The organism is Paenibacillus allorhizosphaerae, assembly GCF_042659105.1.
Taxonomy (GTDB): Bacteria; Bacillota; Bacilli; order Paenibacillales; family NBRC-103111; genus Paenibacillus_G; species Paenibacillus_G allorhizosphaerae.
Genome location: NZ_JBHSRV010000006.1, coordinates 215298 through 231792, shown reverse-complemented (window position 1 = coordinate 231792; position 16495 = coordinate 215298). Strand labels below are relative to the sequence as shown.

At 53.1% G+C, this 16495-nt stretch carries 17 protein-coding genes; 10 read left to right on the top strand and 7 right to left on the bottom strand.

Translation table 11 applies throughout. The annotated features are described in order from the left end of the window. The 3 genes from ACFQI7_RS22505 to ACFQI7_RS22495 all read left to right on the top strand — a co-directional run bounded on the left by ACFQI7_RS22505 (position 1) and on the right by ACFQI7_RS22495 (position 3080). Positions 1 to 1089 (top strand): GerAB/ArcD/ProY family transporter, encoded by a 1089-nt coding sequence (locus ACFQI7_RS22505; protein WP_218102837.1) that lies wholly within the window; start codon positions 1 to 3, stop codon positions 1087 to 1089. 144 nt (positions 1090 to 1233) lie between these two features. Beyond that, entirely contained in the window at positions 1234 to 2205 is a 972-nt protein-coding gene (locus ACFQI7_RS22500; protein ID WP_218102838.1) for a Gfo/Idh/MocA family protein, read from the top strand. Between the two features lie 128 nt (positions 2206 to 2333). Then, positions 2334 to 3080 carry a MerR family transcriptional regulator gene (locus ACFQI7_RS22495; protein WP_218102839.1) on the top strand — a complete coding sequence of 249 codons (747 nt, stop codon included), beginning with the start codon at positions 2334 to 2336 and terminating at the stop codon, positions 3078 to 3080. A gap of 105 nt (positions 3081 to 3185) precedes the next feature. Here the strand turns inward: ACFQI7_RS22495 and ACFQI7_RS22490 are convergent, their stop codons facing one another. From ACFQI7_RS22490 to ACFQI7_RS22475, 4 genes are read right to left on the bottom strand one after another with little or no spacing between them, the layout of a single operon-like run. Continuing rightward, a complete protein-coding gene (locus tag ACFQI7_RS22490; RefSeq protein WP_218102840.1) occupies positions 3186 to 4487 on the bottom strand; it encodes a DUF6080 domain-containing protein in 1302 nt (433 codons plus the stop codon). Between the two features lie 35 nt (positions 4488 to 4522). Next, complete coding sequence (locus ACFQI7_RS22485; RefSeq protein WP_218102841.1) at positions 4523 to 4843, bottom strand: EamA family transporter; 321 nt, start codon at positions 4841 to 4843, stop codon at positions 4523 to 4525. Continuing rightward, positions 4833 to 5123 carry an EamA family transporter gene (locus ACFQI7_RS22480; RefSeq protein WP_230415655.1) on the bottom strand — a complete coding sequence of 97 codons (291 nt, stop codon included), beginning with the start codon at positions 5121 to 5123 and terminating at the stop codon, positions 4833 to 4835. Before ACFQI7_RS22480 ends, ACFQI7_RS22485 begins: the two co-directional genes overlap by 11 nt. A gap of 14 nt (positions 5124 to 5137) precedes the next feature. After that, positions 5138 to 6013 carry a decaprenyl-phosphate phosphoribosyltransferase gene (locus tag ACFQI7_RS22475; protein WP_218102887.1) on the bottom strand — a complete coding sequence of 292 codons (876 nt, stop codon included), beginning with the start codon at positions 6011 to 6013 and terminating at the stop codon, positions 5138 to 5140. 223 nt (positions 6014 to 6236) lie between these two features. On the opposite strand from ACFQI7_RS22475, the gene ACFQI7_RS22470 reads away from it, so the two are divergent. From ACFQI7_RS22470 to ACFQI7_RS22445, 6 genes are all read left to right on the top strand, one after another. Then, positions 6237 to 7070: an amidohydrolase family protein gene (locus ACFQI7_RS22470; protein WP_218102843.1), complete on the top strand. Its 834-nt coding sequence runs from the start codon at positions 6237 to 6239 to the stop codon at positions 7068 to 7070. A 188-nt stretch (positions 7071 to 7258) separates the two neighbouring features. After that, on the top strand, positions 7259 to 9328 hold the full coding sequence (locus tag ACFQI7_RS22465) for a bifunctional aldolase/short-chain dehydrogenase (RefSeq protein WP_218102844.1): 2070 nt from the start codon (positions 7259 to 7261) through the stop codon (positions 9326 to 9328). Between the two features lie 25 nt (positions 9329 to 9353). Next, a complete protein-coding gene (locus ACFQI7_RS22460; protein WP_218102845.1) occupies positions 9354 to 9734 on the top strand; it encodes a sensory rhodopsin transducer in 381 nt (126 codons plus the stop codon). A 23-nt stretch (positions 9735 to 9757) separates the two neighbouring features. Beyond that, on the top strand, positions 9758 to 10984 hold the full coding sequence (gene rhaI / locus ACFQI7_RS22455; RefSeq protein ID WP_218102846.1) for an L-rhamnose isomerase: 1227 nt from the start codon (positions 9758 to 9760) through the stop codon (positions 10982 to 10984). After that, on the top strand, positions 10981 to 12471 hold the full coding sequence (gene rhaB, locus ACFQI7_RS22450) for a rhamnulokinase (protein ID WP_218102847.1): 1491 nt from the start codon (positions 10981 to 10983) through the stop codon (positions 12469 to 12471). Before rhaI ends, rhaB begins: the two co-directional genes overlap by 4 nt. A 77-nt stretch (positions 12472 to 12548) precedes the next feature. Continuing rightward, positions 12549 to 13313: a DeoR/GlpR family DNA-binding transcription regulator gene (locus tag ACFQI7_RS22445; protein ID WP_218102848.1), complete on the top strand. Its 765-nt coding sequence runs from the start codon at positions 12549 to 12551 to the stop codon at positions 13311 to 13313. A gap of 159 nt (positions 13314 to 13472) precedes the next feature. Here ACFQI7_RS22445 and ACFQI7_RS22440 read toward each other — a convergent pair whose 3' ends face one another. From ACFQI7_RS22440 to ACFQI7_RS22430, 3 genes are all read right to left on the bottom strand, one after another. Beyond that, on the bottom strand, positions 13473 to 14840 hold the full coding sequence (locus ACFQI7_RS22440) for an MFS transporter (protein WP_218102849.1): 1368 nt from the start codon (positions 14838 to 14840) through the stop codon (positions 13473 to 13475). 136 nt (positions 14841 to 14976) lie between these two features. Further along, complete coding sequence (locus tag ACFQI7_RS22435; RefSeq protein ID WP_218102850.1) at positions 14977 to 15222, bottom strand: YozQ family protein; 246 nt, start codon at positions 15220 to 15222, stop codon at positions 14977 to 14979. A gap of 36 nt (positions 15223 to 15258) precedes the next feature. Further along, positions 15259 to 15717 (bottom strand): WGxxGxxG-CTERM domain-containing protein, encoded by a 459-nt coding sequence (locus ACFQI7_RS22430; protein WP_218102851.1) that lies wholly within the window; start codon positions 15715 to 15717, stop codon positions 15259 to 15261. Between the two features lie 231 nt (positions 15718 to 15948). On the opposite strand from ACFQI7_RS22430, the gene ACFQI7_RS22425 reads away from it, so the two are divergent. Continuing rightward, the gene (locus ACFQI7_RS22425) at positions 15949 to 16485 is read left to right on the top strand and encodes a hypothetical protein (RefSeq protein WP_218102852.1); all 537 of its coding nucleotides are present in this window, start codon (positions 15949 to 15951) and stop codon (positions 16483 to 16485) included. Positions 16486 to 16495 lie beyond the last annotated feature (10 nt).

Here is a 16495-nt window from a genome sequence, read left to right as displayed (position 1 = left end):
ATGCAGCGGATCACCCAGCTTCAACTCGGATTGTTGATCATCATAATTCACTTCACGACGATCGTCGGGTTTATCGTCCCCATGATTGCCGACGTAGCTGCTTATCGAGGATGGCTCGCGCTCCTTGCAGCCAATGTCTCCGGTTTGCTGGTTGCATACATATCGGTCACGTTGGCAAAACGGCGACCGCATGAATTTTTGGCGCATTACGGGCATGCGCTTGTCGGCCGCTGGCTCCATATCGCCATAATGGTATTGTTCAGCTTCTTTTTTTTGCATCTTGCAAGTTTGATCTTGCGAAACATTACCGATTTTCTCGTACAAATCTATTTGCCTTCGACGCCTCAATGGGTCGTTGCCGCCATCTTCGTATTCGTGATATCCATCGGGGTCAGATCGGGCATTGAAGTCATTTTCCGCTGTGCCTCGGGCTTTTTTTTCATTATTTTCAGCGTCGCTTCGCTCAATCCGTTCTTAGTGGGAAGAGAGCTCAATTATGAGCGGGCGATCGCCTTGATAACCCATCTGCAGGCGAGCCGTCTCGTTGGCGATACGTATCCGTATATAGCCATCTTCGGCGAAATGTTTGCGGTGCTGTTTATATTTCCTTACTTGGCCCGTTCCGACAAAACGTTCCGGACGCTGCTGTGGTCGTCGTTCTCTTCCCTTTTATTCATCGAGACGTATTTCATCATGTGCTTGCTGCTACTCGGTTCGCATTTAACGGCGCAATTGACGTATCCGGTACTTGAAATGATTCGCTTCATCCGCATCGGAGACTTTCTCGAAAATTTGGACCCGATCGTCGTCGCCATCTGGATCTCCGGGTTGTTTATTAAACTCAGCTTTCTTCTATATATATCGGTGCTGATCGTCTCGCAGCTTTTTGGTTTGAAGGATACGAGACCGTTCTCTTTTTCATTCGGTGCGATCTTGCTGACGCTTTCCGTTCATGCCGCAGGCAACTCGACGGAATTGAACCATTTCATCATGTACGTCTGGCCGACATATGCGCTGCTGGTGGAAAGCATGCCGCTCATCTACTTGTTGATGGCCTTGTTTAGGAATCGCCGCTCTGCGGCCTCTTGATTGGGGCCGGATCGCGAATCAATATCCGTGTGTTCATTTGTCCGATCTTCATCTATACATCCGGCGGATGCTTAGGTAAAATTTAGAACGTATGGACTGGCGGATAGGTTCGGTCGTTATCGAGACAGCGAAGGGGATGGGTCGATGAAAGTCGTATTGGCGGGATTAGGTGTCGCGGGATTCAGCATGTATAAAAAACTAATCAATAATGGCGGTCTCACGGTTGCCGTAGCGGAGCCGGACGCCGCGATGAAGAGCAAGCTGGAGGGACAGGACACGCCTTTTTATTTGTCATTTGAGGAAGCGCTTCAGGAGGAGAAACCGGATTTCGTCGTGAATGTCACGCCGCCGATGGTGCATACGGCGATTAACAACAGGGCATTTGATTTACGGCTGCCGGTGCTTTGCGAGAAGCCGATCTCCTTCGATTACGGTGAATCGCTTCAAGTGGTCGAGCGGGCGGTGAGAGAAGGCATTCCGTTCATGATTGCGGAAAACTACAGGCGGTTTCCTTATATCCGCAGGTTGAAGACGCTGCTTGAGGAAGGGATCATCGGCCGGATGACGACGATCGACGTCCAATTTTACCGGTATCATCATACCGAGCGGAAATATACGGTCAGCTTGCTCGACGATATCGCGATACATCATTTGGATATGATTCGCTATTTGACGGGCCGCGAAGGGTCGCGCATCTTTGCCCGCAACTTTAATCCGATCGGAAGCTGGAGCAGCGAGCCGGCCGACATTAACCTGAATTTTTTTCTGGAGTTGGATAACGGCATCGCGATCAGCTACACCGGTTCGATTGCGTCCAGAGGGCCTTCTACCGAGTGGGGGGCGAATTGGCGGATCGAGGGAACCGAAGGCGTGGTTCAAGTGACAGGTAAGCAATTCACCGTGTATCGGACAGATGGCAGCGAGCCGGTCAAGTATAACGATTTTAGCGAGCTGCGAGTGACCGATACACTGACCGAGTTTTTAAGCAGCCTGCAGGAAGGCCGGGAAAGCGAATCAAGCGGACGGGATTATTTGAAAACGCAAGCGTTGGCTCATTACGCCAACGAATCGAGCCGCAGCGGGAAAGTTACGGACATCGTCCTGCCCGCCTGGTAGAACGCGCACAGCAAGCCGAGCGTAGCGCCGCTCGGCTTGTTTCTTTTACCGCAAATTCCTTTTAAAGATCGCTTGACTCTGACCTTAGGGGAGACGTTATCGTATAGGATGAAAGGAGGGCGAACCGCTTGCTGTATACGGTGAAAGACGTATCGGAGCTATCCGGCGTCACGATAAAAACGCTGCATCACTACCACAAGATCGGTCTCCTGATGCCTTGCGAGACTAGCGAAGCGGGATACCGGCTATATGGGATGAAAGAGCTGGAGCGTCTTCAGCACATTTTATTTTATCGGGAACTGGACTTCCCGCTGGAAAAAATCAAGCGTCTGCTCGAAGGCCCGGCCGAGCGTCCCGAATTATTGGCGGAACAAAAAAACGAGATGGTGGCGCGCAAGCACAGACTGGAGCGTTTGATTCAAACGATGGACGAGGCGCTGAAGTGCGCCGCGAAAGGAGAATCTATGGATACGTCGAACATGTTCAAAGGGTTTGAAAGCGAGGAAGCGTGGAAAGCGGCGCTGGAGGAACAAAACCGGCATTTGAAGCAGACATACGATTATGACATGCTGGAAGAAAAAACGATCGATGTAGATGAAATGAACGAGAAGGCAATGGAAGCGATGCAATTTATGAAAGGAATGGCAGATAGGCTGGTGAACGGGGTTCGTTACGACCACGAGGATGTTCGGCTGCTGATCCGCAAGCATCTGGATTATATGAACGGCAGCGGAACGGTTACTGCCGCTTCGGATTTTGCGGCGCAAACGCGTTTTTTTGTGAGCGACGAGTTTCACCGGCATATGCTAGAGTCGCAGCAAACCGGGCTTGCCTATTATCTTTGTTTCGCGGCGGAAGCTTTTGCGGCCGAGTAAGCGGAAGAAGGGTCCTTCCGGGACCCTTCTTCCATTCTGACTGGGGATGCGTTCGGCAGCGGATCGCAGACGCTCTCGTCAAAGGAAGCTCGTTCAGATCCGTTCCTATTTGAGTGCACTCGCATCGTTCAGTATGGAATAAGCATTTTGAATGTAATGGAGCGCCGCCGTATGTTTCAAGATGTTGTTGCCAACCGTTACAAGGACGAATATTAAAATAACAAACGTCAATGTTTTTTGGACAGAGCCGCGTTCGATCGCTGTAACGTATTTTCCGCTGAGCAGAAACAAAGTGAATAAATAATGCCCGGCATATAAGTACATATCGTACTCAAACGCGGCGAGACCGAAGCCTACGACAATATGCAAGAAAACGGCGAATAAAATAAACGGGACAAGCGTCCACGTTTCTCTGGATCGCATTGTCTTAACAAATCCAAGTCCGGCCATAACCGTTAGCGAGAGCGCGATCACGTAAACGTATATTGGAAACGGGTTGTTCAGATCGGTAACGAACGCGGTGATCCCCGGATCGATCAGCGTAATGTTCGGCGTCAACACCGGGCTTGCGACCATCATATGGAATACTTTCCAATGCTGATGGAAAGAAAAGGGGGCAACATAGCTGAATCCACCGCTATTCAGGCTCTGCACCCAACTCGTAATCCAGGTTTGGCCTCTGAATAGGACAAGCTGCACTGCGGTAACAACGACGACCATCAGCCCAAAACTCAACATGGTGGCGACGAAGGATTTCATGCTTTTTTTGTTGCGCAAGCTAACCGAATGGAACAACAATGCAGCAGTAAACGGAATGACGTTCGTGGAAGTTACGGCAAAGTTAAGCAGCCCCAGCAAGGCCAACGGCAGTACGTTTGTATGTTCCTGGGTTCGCTCGTATTGCAAATACAGCACGGATACAATAAGAATAAACTGTGCAAACGGATAAGAATCCGGAATCATGGCCGTAAATATCGTATAAGAGCTGACACCGAAAAATAATGAAAACAGCAGGGCGATGTTATTGTCCGAACCGCTTTTTCGCAAAAAATAGTAGAGCACGACCGCACTCAGCGCATTCATCGCGGACTGCATCACGGCAAATAGCCAATTGCCTAACAAGTGACCGGCCGCGTAGGTCAACGGACCGGATATAAAATTAATAAACGGATGGATGATGGAAGTGTTGCCCGAGCTATAGTACATGGAAGGATCGAAATTAAATAAATTAAGCGTAAACGGCGCCCCGTAAAAAGGGGAATGCCGCGCAAGAATTTCCGCATGACTTGCCATATAGTTAAGAAAAGGCACGTTCATTGCCGTATAGAAAAGAAATAACACGACAAACAAGATAGTCGCTTTATGATTGTCCTGCTTGTTCTGCCGCAAAAATCGAATAAAATTCATTGTTAAACCGCCATTTCCAGACATAATTGAGAAGCTTATAACAATAACAGTATCAGCAATCCAAGAACGATGATACCGACTCCGCACATTTGGTACACCCGGATCGGTTCATTAAAAAAACATTTCGCAAACAGTAATGCCCAGATGAACGTAAGCGCGTTGGCGGGCACTACGATGGTGTAAGGAAGCTTGTTGAGCAAGTAAATGTTCAAAAGCGCCCCCGTCCCGTAAAACGTCAAGCCGGCTAATAAAATGACGACGCTCTTCCGGGAAGTGTACAATTTGAAACAGACGCTTCCAAGCGACCCGAACAAGGTCATTACAAACAGCAAAAGAAAAGGCCAACTACTTCTCATACGATGTCATCGTCACTCCGATCCCTAACAACAGGGCGGCTACCGCCTTTTGTATAGTAAAATGTTCTCCGAGAAAGAGATCGCCGTAAACGAAGGCGAATATATAACTGAAGCACATAAGCGGATAGGCGACAGACAGCTTCTCGAGCGAGAATGATTTAATCATGAACAAGGCCCCCAAGGCGTAGCATATACATCCGATAGCCGTATAGAGAGGGTTCGTATGCCCCCATTTCCAAAAGAGCTGCCCCGTGGCTGTAAGAAAAGCGGAGACGATCATCAACGCTTTACCCATTATTCAAACACCGCGAAAATAAGCACAAGGCTGGCAACATAACAAATAACGGTAGCGAGTATATGCTTGTCCTCAAACAGCAGCCGGTCCGGAGACCCTCCCTTGCCTTCGATATGAATCAGATACAAATATCGGAAGATCCCGTAAATGACAATCGGGATGGTCCACATCAGGTGTATGGTTCGCCCGGATGTAAAGGTGAACAACGAGTAGCTGATAATCGCAGCCATTGTCACAATGGCGCAAAGCTGATCCAGCAGCGCAAAAGAGTATTTCTCCAATACTTTTCTGTGGTTTCCTTTGTTTTGTTTGAGCAGAAGCAGCTCGTGTCTTCTTTTGCCGATGGCCAGAAACAAGGAGAGCAGCATCGTGCAAATGAGAAACCACGGCGTGATCGTAACATGAATGACGAGTCCGCCGGCAATGGCGCGAAGCACGAATCCGGCCGCGATGATCATGATATCGGCAATGACCACATGTTTCAGTTTGAAGGAATAAGCCACATTCAGTATAAAATATGCGGCTAGCAGCCCGGTGAAAAGCGGATTCATGAAATACGATACGATCATCGAAGCGAACAATATTATTCCGCCGCAGGCCAATGCTAACTGAGGGTGAAGCGCACCGGAAGCAATCGGTCGGTACTTTTTCACCGGATGGAACCTGTCCGTTTCCCGGTCCGCATAATCATTTAATATATAGACGCAGCCGGATATCAAACTGAACAGCAAAAATCCGGCAATCGTGTCCGATAGGGTCGAAAGCGATATTTTTTCGAAGGAAAAGAGCAATGCGGCAAAAACGAGCAAATTTTTGGTCCACTGCTTCGGCCGAAGCTGCGTGATCAACAGCTCTATGAAATGGGAGTCCTTCATCCTGATCTCCGGGTGAGCATGGCTAGTTTTCGTAGAATGCAACGGTATGTACCTCCTGCAATAATCTGTATGGCATACTTATGAACAGACGCAATGAAATTTAGGAATGTTGCACCAGATGATGAAAAATAATCCAGGTACAGCTCTCTGTAATCTTATATAATATAAACAGTCTCGTGTCTCAAAAAGTTCATGGCGATCATTAAAGAAATGAGGAATGTTCATGAGAATCGACTCGCATCAGCATTTTTGGCGTTTGGACCGTGGCGACTACGGCTGGATATCGCCTGACATGACGGCGATTTACCGCGATTTTTTGCCGGAAGATTTGGAAGCTCATCTGGATGCGAACGGCATCGACAAATCGATTGTCGTCCAAGCCGCGCCGACGCTGGGCGATATGGAGTTTATGCTCGAGCTGGCGGATCGCTCGGATCGCATTGCCGGCGTCGTCGGATGGATCGACCTTGCCGGGCCGCACTATCGCGAGCAGTTCGAGAAGTTTCGACGGCATCCGAAGTTCGTCGGCTTCCGTGTCATGATACAGGAGATGGAGCGGGCGGAAGACGTGCTGGAACCCGGCATCGTCGAAGCATTGCGCTATTTTGCCGCCGAGGATGTGCCCGTAGATCTGCTGCTGAAATCCAGCCAGCTTCCTGCGGTGCTTCAACTGCTGGAACGGGTGCCCGGACTGCGCGGCGTGATCGACCATATTGCCAAACCGCAAATTGCCCAAGGGCAATGGGAGCCTTGGAGTTCCCAAATGGCGCAGGCGGCGTCGCATCCGAACATCTTCTGCAAGCTGTCGGGTATGGTGACGGAAGCCGATGCGCAAAGCTGGGCGCCGGAACAGTTCGTCCGCTATGTGCGGCATATCGTTCAGGCGTTCGGTACGGATCGCGTCATGTTCGGAAGCGATTGGCCGGTTTGCTTGCTGGCCGCAAGCTACGATCAGGTGGTGGATGTACTCGAGCGGGCGCTTCCCGAAGAGCTGGGTGAAGCCGACAAAGCGAAAATATACGGCGGCAATGCGTTCAAATTTTATAAGCTCGGATGATCCGCTTGTATACAGCTCCAACCGATGATACCGATGATACCGTTGTCCCGTGTGCCGGGAGAGCGGTATTTTTTTTCAACGAGGCATAAACGGAAGTAAACAAAAATAAATATACAAAAACAAAGATAGATGATATGATGAACCTAAGCCATAATCATATAAATCCAACATATCGGGAGGAAACAGAAGTGGTTGCAAATTTGTGGGATAACGAAAAGGCGGCGCAGGCGGGCAAAGGGCTAGGCGAGCTCGTGTACCGTTCCAATCTGCTCGGCACCGACCGTTCCGTCGCAAACTGGGGCGGCGGCAACACATCGATGAAGACGGTGGAGACGGATTTCCGCGGCCGTGAAGTGGAAGTGATGTGGGTGAAGGGGAGCGGCTCCGACCTGGCGACGATGAAAGCCGGCAATTTCACCGGGCTTCGAATGGAAGACATTCGCCCGTTGATCGAGCGCGAATCGATGACCGACGAGGAGATGGTGGCGTATTTGGCCCATTGCATGATCGACGGCAAACATCCGCGCGCTTCCATCGAGACGCTGCTGCATGCTTTTTTGCCGTTCAAGCACGTCGATCACACGCATCCCGACGCGATCATCAGCTTGTGCTGCGCGGATAACGGTAAAGCGCTGGCGAAGGAGATTTACGGCGACCGTTTCGTATGGGTGCCTTACGTGCGTCCCGGCTTTACGCTGTCGAAGATGATCGCCGAAGGCGTGAAGGGCAATCCGAAAGCCGAGCTCGTGCTGATGGAGAAGCACGGTCTTGTCACTTGGGCAGATAACTCGCATGACTGCTACTTGAAGACGCTTGCCATTATCCAGGAGGCGGAATCGTTCATTGAAGCCCGCGTGCAGGAAAGCGCGCTTTACGGCGGCGCGAAATACGAAGCGCTGTCCAAGGATCATCGTCTCGATATTTTGGCGCAAATCATGCCGGCCGCCCGCGGCGCGGTAAGCGAAGGCCGTAAAATGCTCGTTACTTTCGACGATGCGGATGACGTGCTGCAGTTTGTGGGCAGCAAAGATGCGGCCGTTCTGTCGCAGGTCGGCGCCGCTTGTCCGGATCATCTCGTACATACGAAGATGAAGCCGTTGTTCGTGGATTGGAACCCGGCGACGGGGGACGTAGACGCGCTGCTGCAAGCGTTGAGAGAAGGCATCGCTTCCTATAAAGAAGAATACAAAGCATATTTCGAGCGCAACAAAAACGACGGAGACGAAATGTTCGAGGCGTCGCCGCGCGTTATTCTCATTCCGGGAATCGGGATGCTGAACACCGGCAAAAGCCGGGCGATGGCGCAGGTCAGCGGCGAGCTGTATCACCGGGCGATCGCCGTCATGCGCGGAGCGACAACGCTGGGGCAGTTCGTTTCGCTCAGCGAAAATGAATCGTACAACGTCGAGTACTGGCCGCTGGAGCTTTACAAGCTGACGCTCGCACCGGCGGAAGCGGAATTTTCGCGCAAGGTCGCGTTCGTTACCGGCGGAGCGGGCGGCATCGGGAGCGCCACCGTGCAGCAATTCCTGAAAGACGGCGGACATGTCGTCATCGCCGACCTGAACATCGAAGGCGCGCAGAAGCTTGCCGCCGAGTTGAACGCGCAATACAGAGACATGCGGGCGCTGGCGGTCAAGATCGACGTGACGAAGGAAGAAGAAGTCGCTTCGGCGTTCCGCGAAACGGTGCTTGCCTACGGCGGCGTCGATATCGTCGTCAATAACGCGGGATTGGCCACATCCAGCCCATTCGACGAAACGTCGCTGAAGGAATGGAACCTGAACATGAACGTGCTCGGCACCGGTTATTTTCTCGTGGCGCGCGAAGCGTTCCGCATCATGAAGAAGCAGGCCGTCGGCGGCAACATGGTGTTCGTCGGCTCTAAAAATTCCGTGTATGCGGGGAAAAACGCCTCAGCTTACAGCACCGCCAAAGCGGCCGAAGTACATTTGGCCCGCTGCATTGCGGCCGAGGGCGGCGAATACGGCATCCGCGTCAATTCGGTGCTGCCGGATGCGATCCTGCAAGGCTCGCAAATTTGGAATTCCAACTGGCGCAACGAGCGGGCCGCCGCTTACGGGATTCAGCCGGATCAATTGGAAGAATATTACCGCAAACGGACAACGCTGCTTGTCAACATTTACCCGCAGGATATTGCCGATGCGATCGCTTTCTTCGCTTCGTCGAAGTCGGAGAAAACGACAGGCTGCATGCTGACGGTGGACGGCGGCGTACCGGCGGCGTTCACAAGGTAACCTCAAGGAAGGAGCTGCTGCTCAAATGAGCGAATTACAAAAAGGCCACCGCCTATGGTACATTCCGGACGGATATATTCCGCCGGAAAGTACGGGCTCGCTGGAAAGTCATGAATCGATCTGTGTGCTCAACTGCCATCATGAAGACGCTCGTCTATGGATTACGGTATATTTCGAAGACCGCCCCCCGATTGAACGGATCGAGGTGCGGCTGGAAGGCCGGAGAACGAAACATATTCGCACTTCCGAACTTGCGAAGGATGGGGAGCGCATTCCCAAAGGCGTGCCTTATGCCATGGAAGTGGAAAGCAGCATCCCGGTCATCGTGCAGTACAGCCGTTTGGATTCGACGCAGGCAGCCAACGCCTTGATGTCGGTTATGGGCTATCCGCTGGTTCAACAATAAACAAGTAAAGGGTGAAGGATACAATGAGCTATAACGACCGCGCATATGCATTGTTTGAGGAACGTCAAAACGAAAGAGGCGTCCGCCTGGACGAAGTAAAGGCGAAGCTGAAAGCGTTGAAGGTGGAAACGCCCTCCTGGGGATACGGCGATTCCGGCACGCGCTTCAAAGTGTTCAAGCAGGCGGGCGTTCCGCGGAACGCGTTCGAGAAGTTCGAGGATGCGGCCCAGGTGCATAAATTGACCGGCATTTGTCCTTCCGTAGCGATACATATCCCGTGGGATAAAGTTGATGACTACAGCAAGCTGCAAAAGCATGCGGCCGAGCTCGGCGTATCGATCGGCGCAGTGAACCCGAATTTGTTTCAGGAAGACGAGTATATTTTCGGCAGCGTGACGAACTCCGACGCCGCCATTCGCCGCAAAGCGACCGATCATTTGCTCGAGTGCGTGGACATCGCCAAAACCGTCGGATCGCGCGACCTCAGCCTGTGGTTCGCCGACGGCTCGAACTACCCGGGTCAGGTCGATATCCGCAAGCGCAAAGCGTGGATGTTGGAGGCGCTCACGGAAATGTATCAGGCGATGGACGCCAGTATGCGGATGCTGATCGAATACAAGTTTTTCGAGCCTGCCTTTTATCATACCGATCTCGCCGATTGGGGCATGTCGTTCAATATGGCGAACAAGCTGGGACCGCAGGCGCAAGTGCTTGTCGATACGGGGCATCACGCACAGGGCACGAACGTGGAGCATATCGTCGCCTACTTGCTGGATGAGCAAAAGCTCGGCGGCTTCCACTTCAACAGCCGCAAGTATGCCGATGACGATCTGATTGTCGGCGCCCACAACCCGTATGAGCTGTTCCTGATTTTCTACCAAATTCTCGACGCGGCGTCGGATGCGGATGCAGGCGTGCGGTCGACGGCGGATCAAATCGCCTACATGATCGACCAAAGCCATGCCATCGAGCCGAAAATTCCGGCCATGCTGCGTTCGGTGCTGAATGTGCAGACGCAGTATGCCAAGGCGCTGCTGATCAATCTCGATGAAGTTCGGGCTGCACAGGAGAAGCAGGACGTACTCGCTGCCGAGCAAGCGGTCCGCGAGGCGTATGAGCAGGACGTGACGCCGCTGCTGCTTGCGCTGCGGGAGGAAATGGGATTGCCGGCCGATCCGATGAAAGCGTATTTGCAGAGCGGTTACGGCAGCGGCATACTGGCGCGCGGCAAGGGCGGTGCCAGCTGGTGAGCCGGAAGGTACTCGCTTTTGACCTCGGAGCGAGCAGCGGGCGCGCGATCGTAGGCATGCTGGAGCCGGGGGAAGACGGGGGTCTACCGAAGCTGACGGTGGAGGAAATTCACCGGTTCCCGAACGACCCGGTACAGGTGGGCAAACACTTGTACTGGGATATATTGCGCTTGCTGCACGAGATCAAGCAGGGCATCTTGAAGGCGGGTCATCTCGGCCATGCCGTCGAGAGCCTGGCCATCGATTCGTGGGCCGTCGACTTCGGGCTGATCGGCCGAAGCGGCGAGCTGCTCGGCAACCCGTACCATTACCGCGACCATCATACCGACGGCGTCATGGAACAGTTCGGCGAACGGCTTGGACGCGAACGCATTTTTCAAGCGACGGGCATTCAGTTTCTGCCGTTTAATACGATCTATCAGCTGGCGGCGCTGAAGCAAAGCGGCTCCGTGCTGCTGGAGCAGGCGGATAAGCTGCTCATGATCCCGGATTTGCTGCGCTACTTCCTCACTGGAGAAATGCGCAGCGAAGCGACGAACGCATCGACGACGCAGCTGTTGAACCCGCTGACCGGCGAGTGGGATCGCGGGCTGCTTGCGGCACTCGGCATTCCCGAGCGGCTGCTGCTCCCGCCGACGGCGCCAGGCACGCAGGTCGGCCGGTTATCGGCGGACGTCTGCTCCGAGCTAGGCGCGCCGCCGATTCCCGTGATCGCGGTAGGCGAGCACGACACCGCTTCCGCAGTCGTCGCGGTCCCGGCCGATAGCCCGGATTTCGCCTACCTAAGCTGCGGTACGTGGTCGCTGCTCGGCACGGAGCTCCGGCAGCCGGTGCTGACGGAGCAGGCGCTGGCGTGGAACTTCACGAACGAGGGCGGGGTGGACGGCACCCATCGACTGCTCAAGAACATTATGGGGCTATGGCTTGTGCAAGAATGCAAGCGCGCCTGGGACAAAGCGGGACGCAGCTTGTCGTTCCCGCAGCTCGTCGCGGCGGCGGAGCAGGCTGAACCGTTCCACAGCCTGATCGATCCGGACGACGATGCGTTCCTGAATCCGGTCAGCATGCCTGAAGCGATCCGCGACTACTGCGTGCGAACCGGCCAGCCGGCGCCCGAGACCGAAGGACTCATCATCCGCTGTGTCTTGGAAAGCTTGGCCTTGAAATACCGGCTCGTGCTCGAGCGGACGGAGACGCTGTCCGGCAAACGTTTTGCCGGGCTGCACATGGTCGGCGGCGGCATTCACAACGAGCTGCTGTGCCGGTTTACAGCCAATGCGATCGGCCGTCCCGTCTGGGCGGGTCCGGCAGAAGGTAGTGCGCTCGGCAATATTGTTGTACAATATATGGCGCTGGGTTATATTCGGGATGTACAGGAGGCGCGCGGCATCATTAGGCAATCGTTTCCACTTAAGACGTATGGACCGGAGGAAGCGGCGGCATGGCAGAGCGCTTATGAAAGGTTTTGCCGCATAATCGGGGAATAACGCGCTCGGCCGGGAACACAAGAAACAAGGTTCGATTGCCAAATATATCGATTGAATTTCGGAAGCGGGGTAGCTGTATGCTGGTGGCGGAGAGATGGCATAAAATCGTAAGCCTGGTCAATGAACGGGGGAGCATCCGGGTGACGGAGCTGAGCGACATATTCCAGGTGACGGAGGAGACGATCCGGCGGGATTTGGATAAGCTGGAGGGCGAAGGCAAACTGCTGCGCAGCCATGGCGGCGCCATCAGTTTGAAGCCGGACCAGGTGCAGGAAGTTCCTTATCCGGAGCGCGAGACGACGAATATGGAGCAGAAGCGCATCATCGCCGAGGAAGCGGTCCGCCACATTCAGGAGAATGACCGGATTATTCTCGATGCCAGCTCTACCGCGTGGTATATGGCGCAAACGCTGCCCGACGTGCCGCTTACGGTGCTGACCAATTCGATTAAAGTGGCGATGGAACTGAGCGGTAAGGAGAAGGTGCAGGTGATCTCCACCGGGGGCTTGCTTTCCTCACGGTCGTTGTCGTACGTCGGGCCGCTCGCAGAACGGTCGCTGCGCACATATCATGTCGACAAGGCGTTCATCTCCTGCAAAGGGCTTCACGTTCAACGCGGATTGAGCGAGTCCAACGAGATGCAGGCGCTGATCAAGCAAAAAATGATCGAAATCGCAGATCAAGTATTCGTTCTCGCCGACTTCAGCAAGTTCGGACAGCAGTCGTTCGCGCATGTCGGGGACTGGGCGCATATACATGCGGTCATTACGGACGGCGCGGCCGATGAACGCGAACTCGCGCTATTGCGGGAGCAAGCCGTCCGTATCATTCAAGCGGGTTGAAACAACAACAACAATAAAGCCTCCGGTTCCACTTGATGAGAGTGGTTCCGGAGGCTTTTTCGTTTAAGTTTGATACGGGGGAGGGGGAGCAAACGATATGACCGCTGCCTCTTTTCCCCGATGTTGTTGACGGACGGCGCAGTCGGTGTAGTGCAGCAGCTATTTTGTTGCACTAAGCCGCTTTGCTCCGGGCATTCGCAATGTCAATAGGAGCATCAGCACGCCGAGAGCGGCACAGATCCATGCCATGCTGTGCAGGTGCGAAGTGGTGATGTTTTTGCCGAACAAGGCGGCCAGCAGGCTGGACGAGAGGATCGTCCCGATAAAGCGCGATGTCATGAAGAGGCCTGAAGCGATGCCGGTTTCTTCTTTGGATACGAAATCGTACAGTGCGGTTTGCATCCCCAAGTTGTTGAAGCCGTTGGCGATGCCAAGCACGCACAGCACCAGGAAAATCGTTACGACACTCGCTTGATCCCGAATGAGCAACAGCAGCAGCGTTCCGATTACGACAGCCGACGTCCCTACGAGCAGCGAAGGCTTAGAACCGCTTCGGTCAATCCAGCGGCCGACAAGCGGCGTGACAACGACACTGAACCCGGCGATCGACAGCATGACCAGTCCTGTTTGCTGCGGGTCCATCTGCTGCACTCGCTGAAGGTAGGAAGGCATACCGAACATAATCGAATAAAATACCGCATTCGTCAAAATAAATTGTACATAAATGAGCGAGACGTTCGTATTTTTCCGCAAGAACACGACATCGATGAACGGTTTGCTTTTTCCAAGCTCGAACTTGTACAGCCCGACTGACAGCGCGACGCTGACGACAAGCTTCCACCAGCTGATTCCGTCCTCGAACGACAGGAAAAACAGCAGCCACATAAAGATCATGGCCGAGAACAACAGCACGCCCCACCAGTCCATATCCGCGATGCTGCCGTTTTTTTTCGGGTCGCGGGGGAACAGCTTCCAGGCCAGCACGAAAGAACCGGCGATGAACGGGAAATTAAATAGGAAGATCATCGGCCAATCTCCGTAATGCAGCAAAAAACCGCCCAGAGAAGGACCGAACGCGGCCGAGGTGCTGGAAAATATGGATAGTATGCCGAGTGCTCTTGCCTGATTCGATGTAATTTGGTTGCGAATCATTCCCATACCGGAGGGAAATATAGCGGAGCTACCTATCGCTTGGATCATGCGGAAGCCGATGAGCCAGCCGAAGCTCGGAGACAAAGGCGCAAGACAGGAGGAGACGGTAACGAGCAGCAGTCCCAGCATAAACACGCGCTTGCGGCCGAACAGGTCGCTCCATTTGCCCATGACGGGCTGACCTATGGCACTGGCCAAATAATATGTAGAAATCAACCAGGATACATCGGCAAAGGTGAGATGAAAGTCTTCTTGCAGCCTGGTTAAAGCAACGGAAATCATCGTTGTATTAAGCGGATTGAGCAATGTGCCTAATGCTACCGCGGTAATGAGCAGCAATTCTTTTTTTTGGATTCGTGCCGGTTCGTTGCTCAATGATGTCACCTCTTTCAATCAAAAGAGTAACACTATACGGTTAGTATGACAACTATTTATTTATGCTTATTTTTATGTAATAAAAGTCCGCCGTTGGATGGAGTGAATACCAATCGGCGGCGATATGATTCCCTATTTATTCCTGTGTTTCTTCATCGAACACATATGCCGGAATTACCAACGCGGAGGATTGCTCGCCTGCCTTGGTTGCGCCGTTTGCTTCATTCGTTCCGGCGACATAGGCATCGCTCATTTGCTCATGGGTTTCGGCCAAGCCTCGCGACGTTTCGTTTTCGCTTTTATAGTCGGAAATATCGTATCGATTTGCCGTAACTTGTTCGTAGCTGCGCTTCAGTGCTTTAGACGCTTGCTTCCCGCTCATGGAAACGGCCTCCCCTTATAAAAGGTTGTCTGATGATTATTTTATTTCACGCCGATTTCGAATCAGCCCCGTAAGTCCCAGCAAGCCGAGCAGCCCGAGCCATCCCCAGTTGGTGCGGCCTGTAGGTTCGGTGGCATAAGGCGTTACAATCCGATTGCCGTTATACGTGGAGCCGTTCCAATTGTTTTGCGCTCTTAGTGCGTTGCCTCGGGCCGTATTCGTTCCGTAACTTGGAACGGGCACATCGTCATTCGTATTGTACGCTCCAAAAAGGCTGGTGCTTCCATAGCCCGTTGTAGTCGTCGAGCTTGTGAATCCCTGGTTTCCGCTAATGTAGCTCGAAGAGCCTGCATTGATCGATGTCGATCCGGCACTGGTCACTCCGTTTGCTCCCATCGTGGGAGCTTGTGGATTGCCGCTTTCCGCACATACCGGGGCAGCCGCGATTACAGACGATAGGACGAGTGCCGACAATAGCTTGCAGCTAAAATTCATTAGTATTCTTCAACCTCCTTCGATCATTTGAACCGTCTAACGACAGTTTCCCTTCTTGTTTTGACTTTTTTCCGATCAACCTATGCATCCCGGCGCATGGCAGATTGATGATATCAGGGCGGATCTTGCCTCTGATGGATAATGCAGCGCGTTTGCGAGCCGCTTTCGCGCATAGTCAAAGGCCCGGCGTCAAATAATAAAGGTATGGATGCGATCACTAGGAGGGAAGCTATGAAGCGCTTATCGATGATTTGCTTAACGGCACTCTTACTTCTTCTTATAGCGGTACCGGTTCATGCCGATCATCCGATGCCTGTTCAGGGCGGAAATATGGCACCGGCGCCGGCTGCAAATCCCGATGTCGTGCAAGGGCCTTTGTCTGTGCAGCCGGCTCAGGATGGCGTGTATCAGGAAGCCGCTTATCGTTCCGGGCGTCGTCCTTATACGGGAGGAAGAACATCACCTGCACCGGGGGCGGGTGCGAGAACCGGAACACCGGCAGGCAATGTCAGAACGACACCCGGTACCAATCCGGCAAACCCGGCAACCGGCTATCCTAACAGAGGTACCGGCTTAGGAGGGCTATTCGGCGGATTTGCAGCAGGCGCGCTGCTGGGCAGTTTGTTTAATCCGTTCGGTTTATTCGGGGGTGGAGGTTACGGGACAGCTTATGGCGGAGGAATGTCTTTTCTAAGTTTGATTTTTTGGGGAGTGGTCATTTACTTTGTCATTCGGCTGTTTCGAAGAGCCAGAGATAATAAATCGTAAGGCGATGCGC

Coding starts and splice junctions, on each gene's coding strand:
- ACFQI7_RS22505 (WP_218102837.1), top strand. CDS start 1: ATGCAGCGGATCACCCAGCTTCAACTCGGATTGTTGATCATCATAATT.
- ACFQI7_RS22500 (WP_218102838.1), top strand. CDS start 1,234: ATGAAAGTCGTATTGGCGGGATTAGGTGTCGCGGGATTCAGCATGTAT.
- ACFQI7_RS22490 (WP_218102840.1), bottom strand. CDS start 4,487: ATGAATTTTATTCGATTTTTGCGGCAGAACAAGCAGGACAATCATAAA.
- ACFQI7_RS22485 (WP_218102841.1), bottom strand. CDS start 4,843: ATGAGAAGTAGTTGGCCTTTTCTTTTGCTGTTTGTAATGACCTTGTTC.
- ACFQI7_RS22480 (WP_230415655.1), bottom strand. CDS start 5,123: ATGATCGTCTCCGCTTTTCTTACAGCCACGGGGCAGCTCTTTTGGAAA.
- ACFQI7_RS22475 (WP_218102887.1), bottom strand. CDS start 6,013: ATGAAGGACTCCCATTTCATAGAGCTGTTGATCACGCAGCTTCGGCCG.
- ACFQI7_RS22470 (WP_218102843.1), top strand. CDS start 6,237: ATGAGAATCGACTCGCATCAGCATTTTTGGCGTTTGGACCGTGGCGAC.
- ACFQI7_RS22460 (WP_218102845.1), top strand. CDS start 9,354: ATGAGCGAATTACAAAAAGGCCACCGCCTATGGTACATTCCGGACGGA.
- rhaI (WP_218102846.1), top strand. CDS start 9,758: ATGAGCTATAACGACCGCGCATATGCATTGTTTGAGGAACGTCAAAAC.
- ACFQI7_RS22445 (WP_218102848.1), top strand. CDS start 12,549: ATGCTGGTGGCGGAGAGATGGCATAAAATCGTAAGCCTGGTCAATGAA.
- ACFQI7_RS22435 (WP_218102850.1), bottom strand. CDS start 15,222: ATGAGCGGGAAGCAAGCGTCTAAAGCACTGAAGCGCAGCTACGAACAA.
- ACFQI7_RS22430 (WP_218102851.1), bottom strand. CDS start 15,717: ATGAATTTTAGCTGCAAGCTATTGTCGGCACTCGTCCTATCGTCTGTA.
- ACFQI7_RS22425 (WP_218102852.1), top strand. CDS start 15,949: ATGAAGCGCTTATCGATGATTTGCTTAACGGCACTCTTACTTCTTCTT.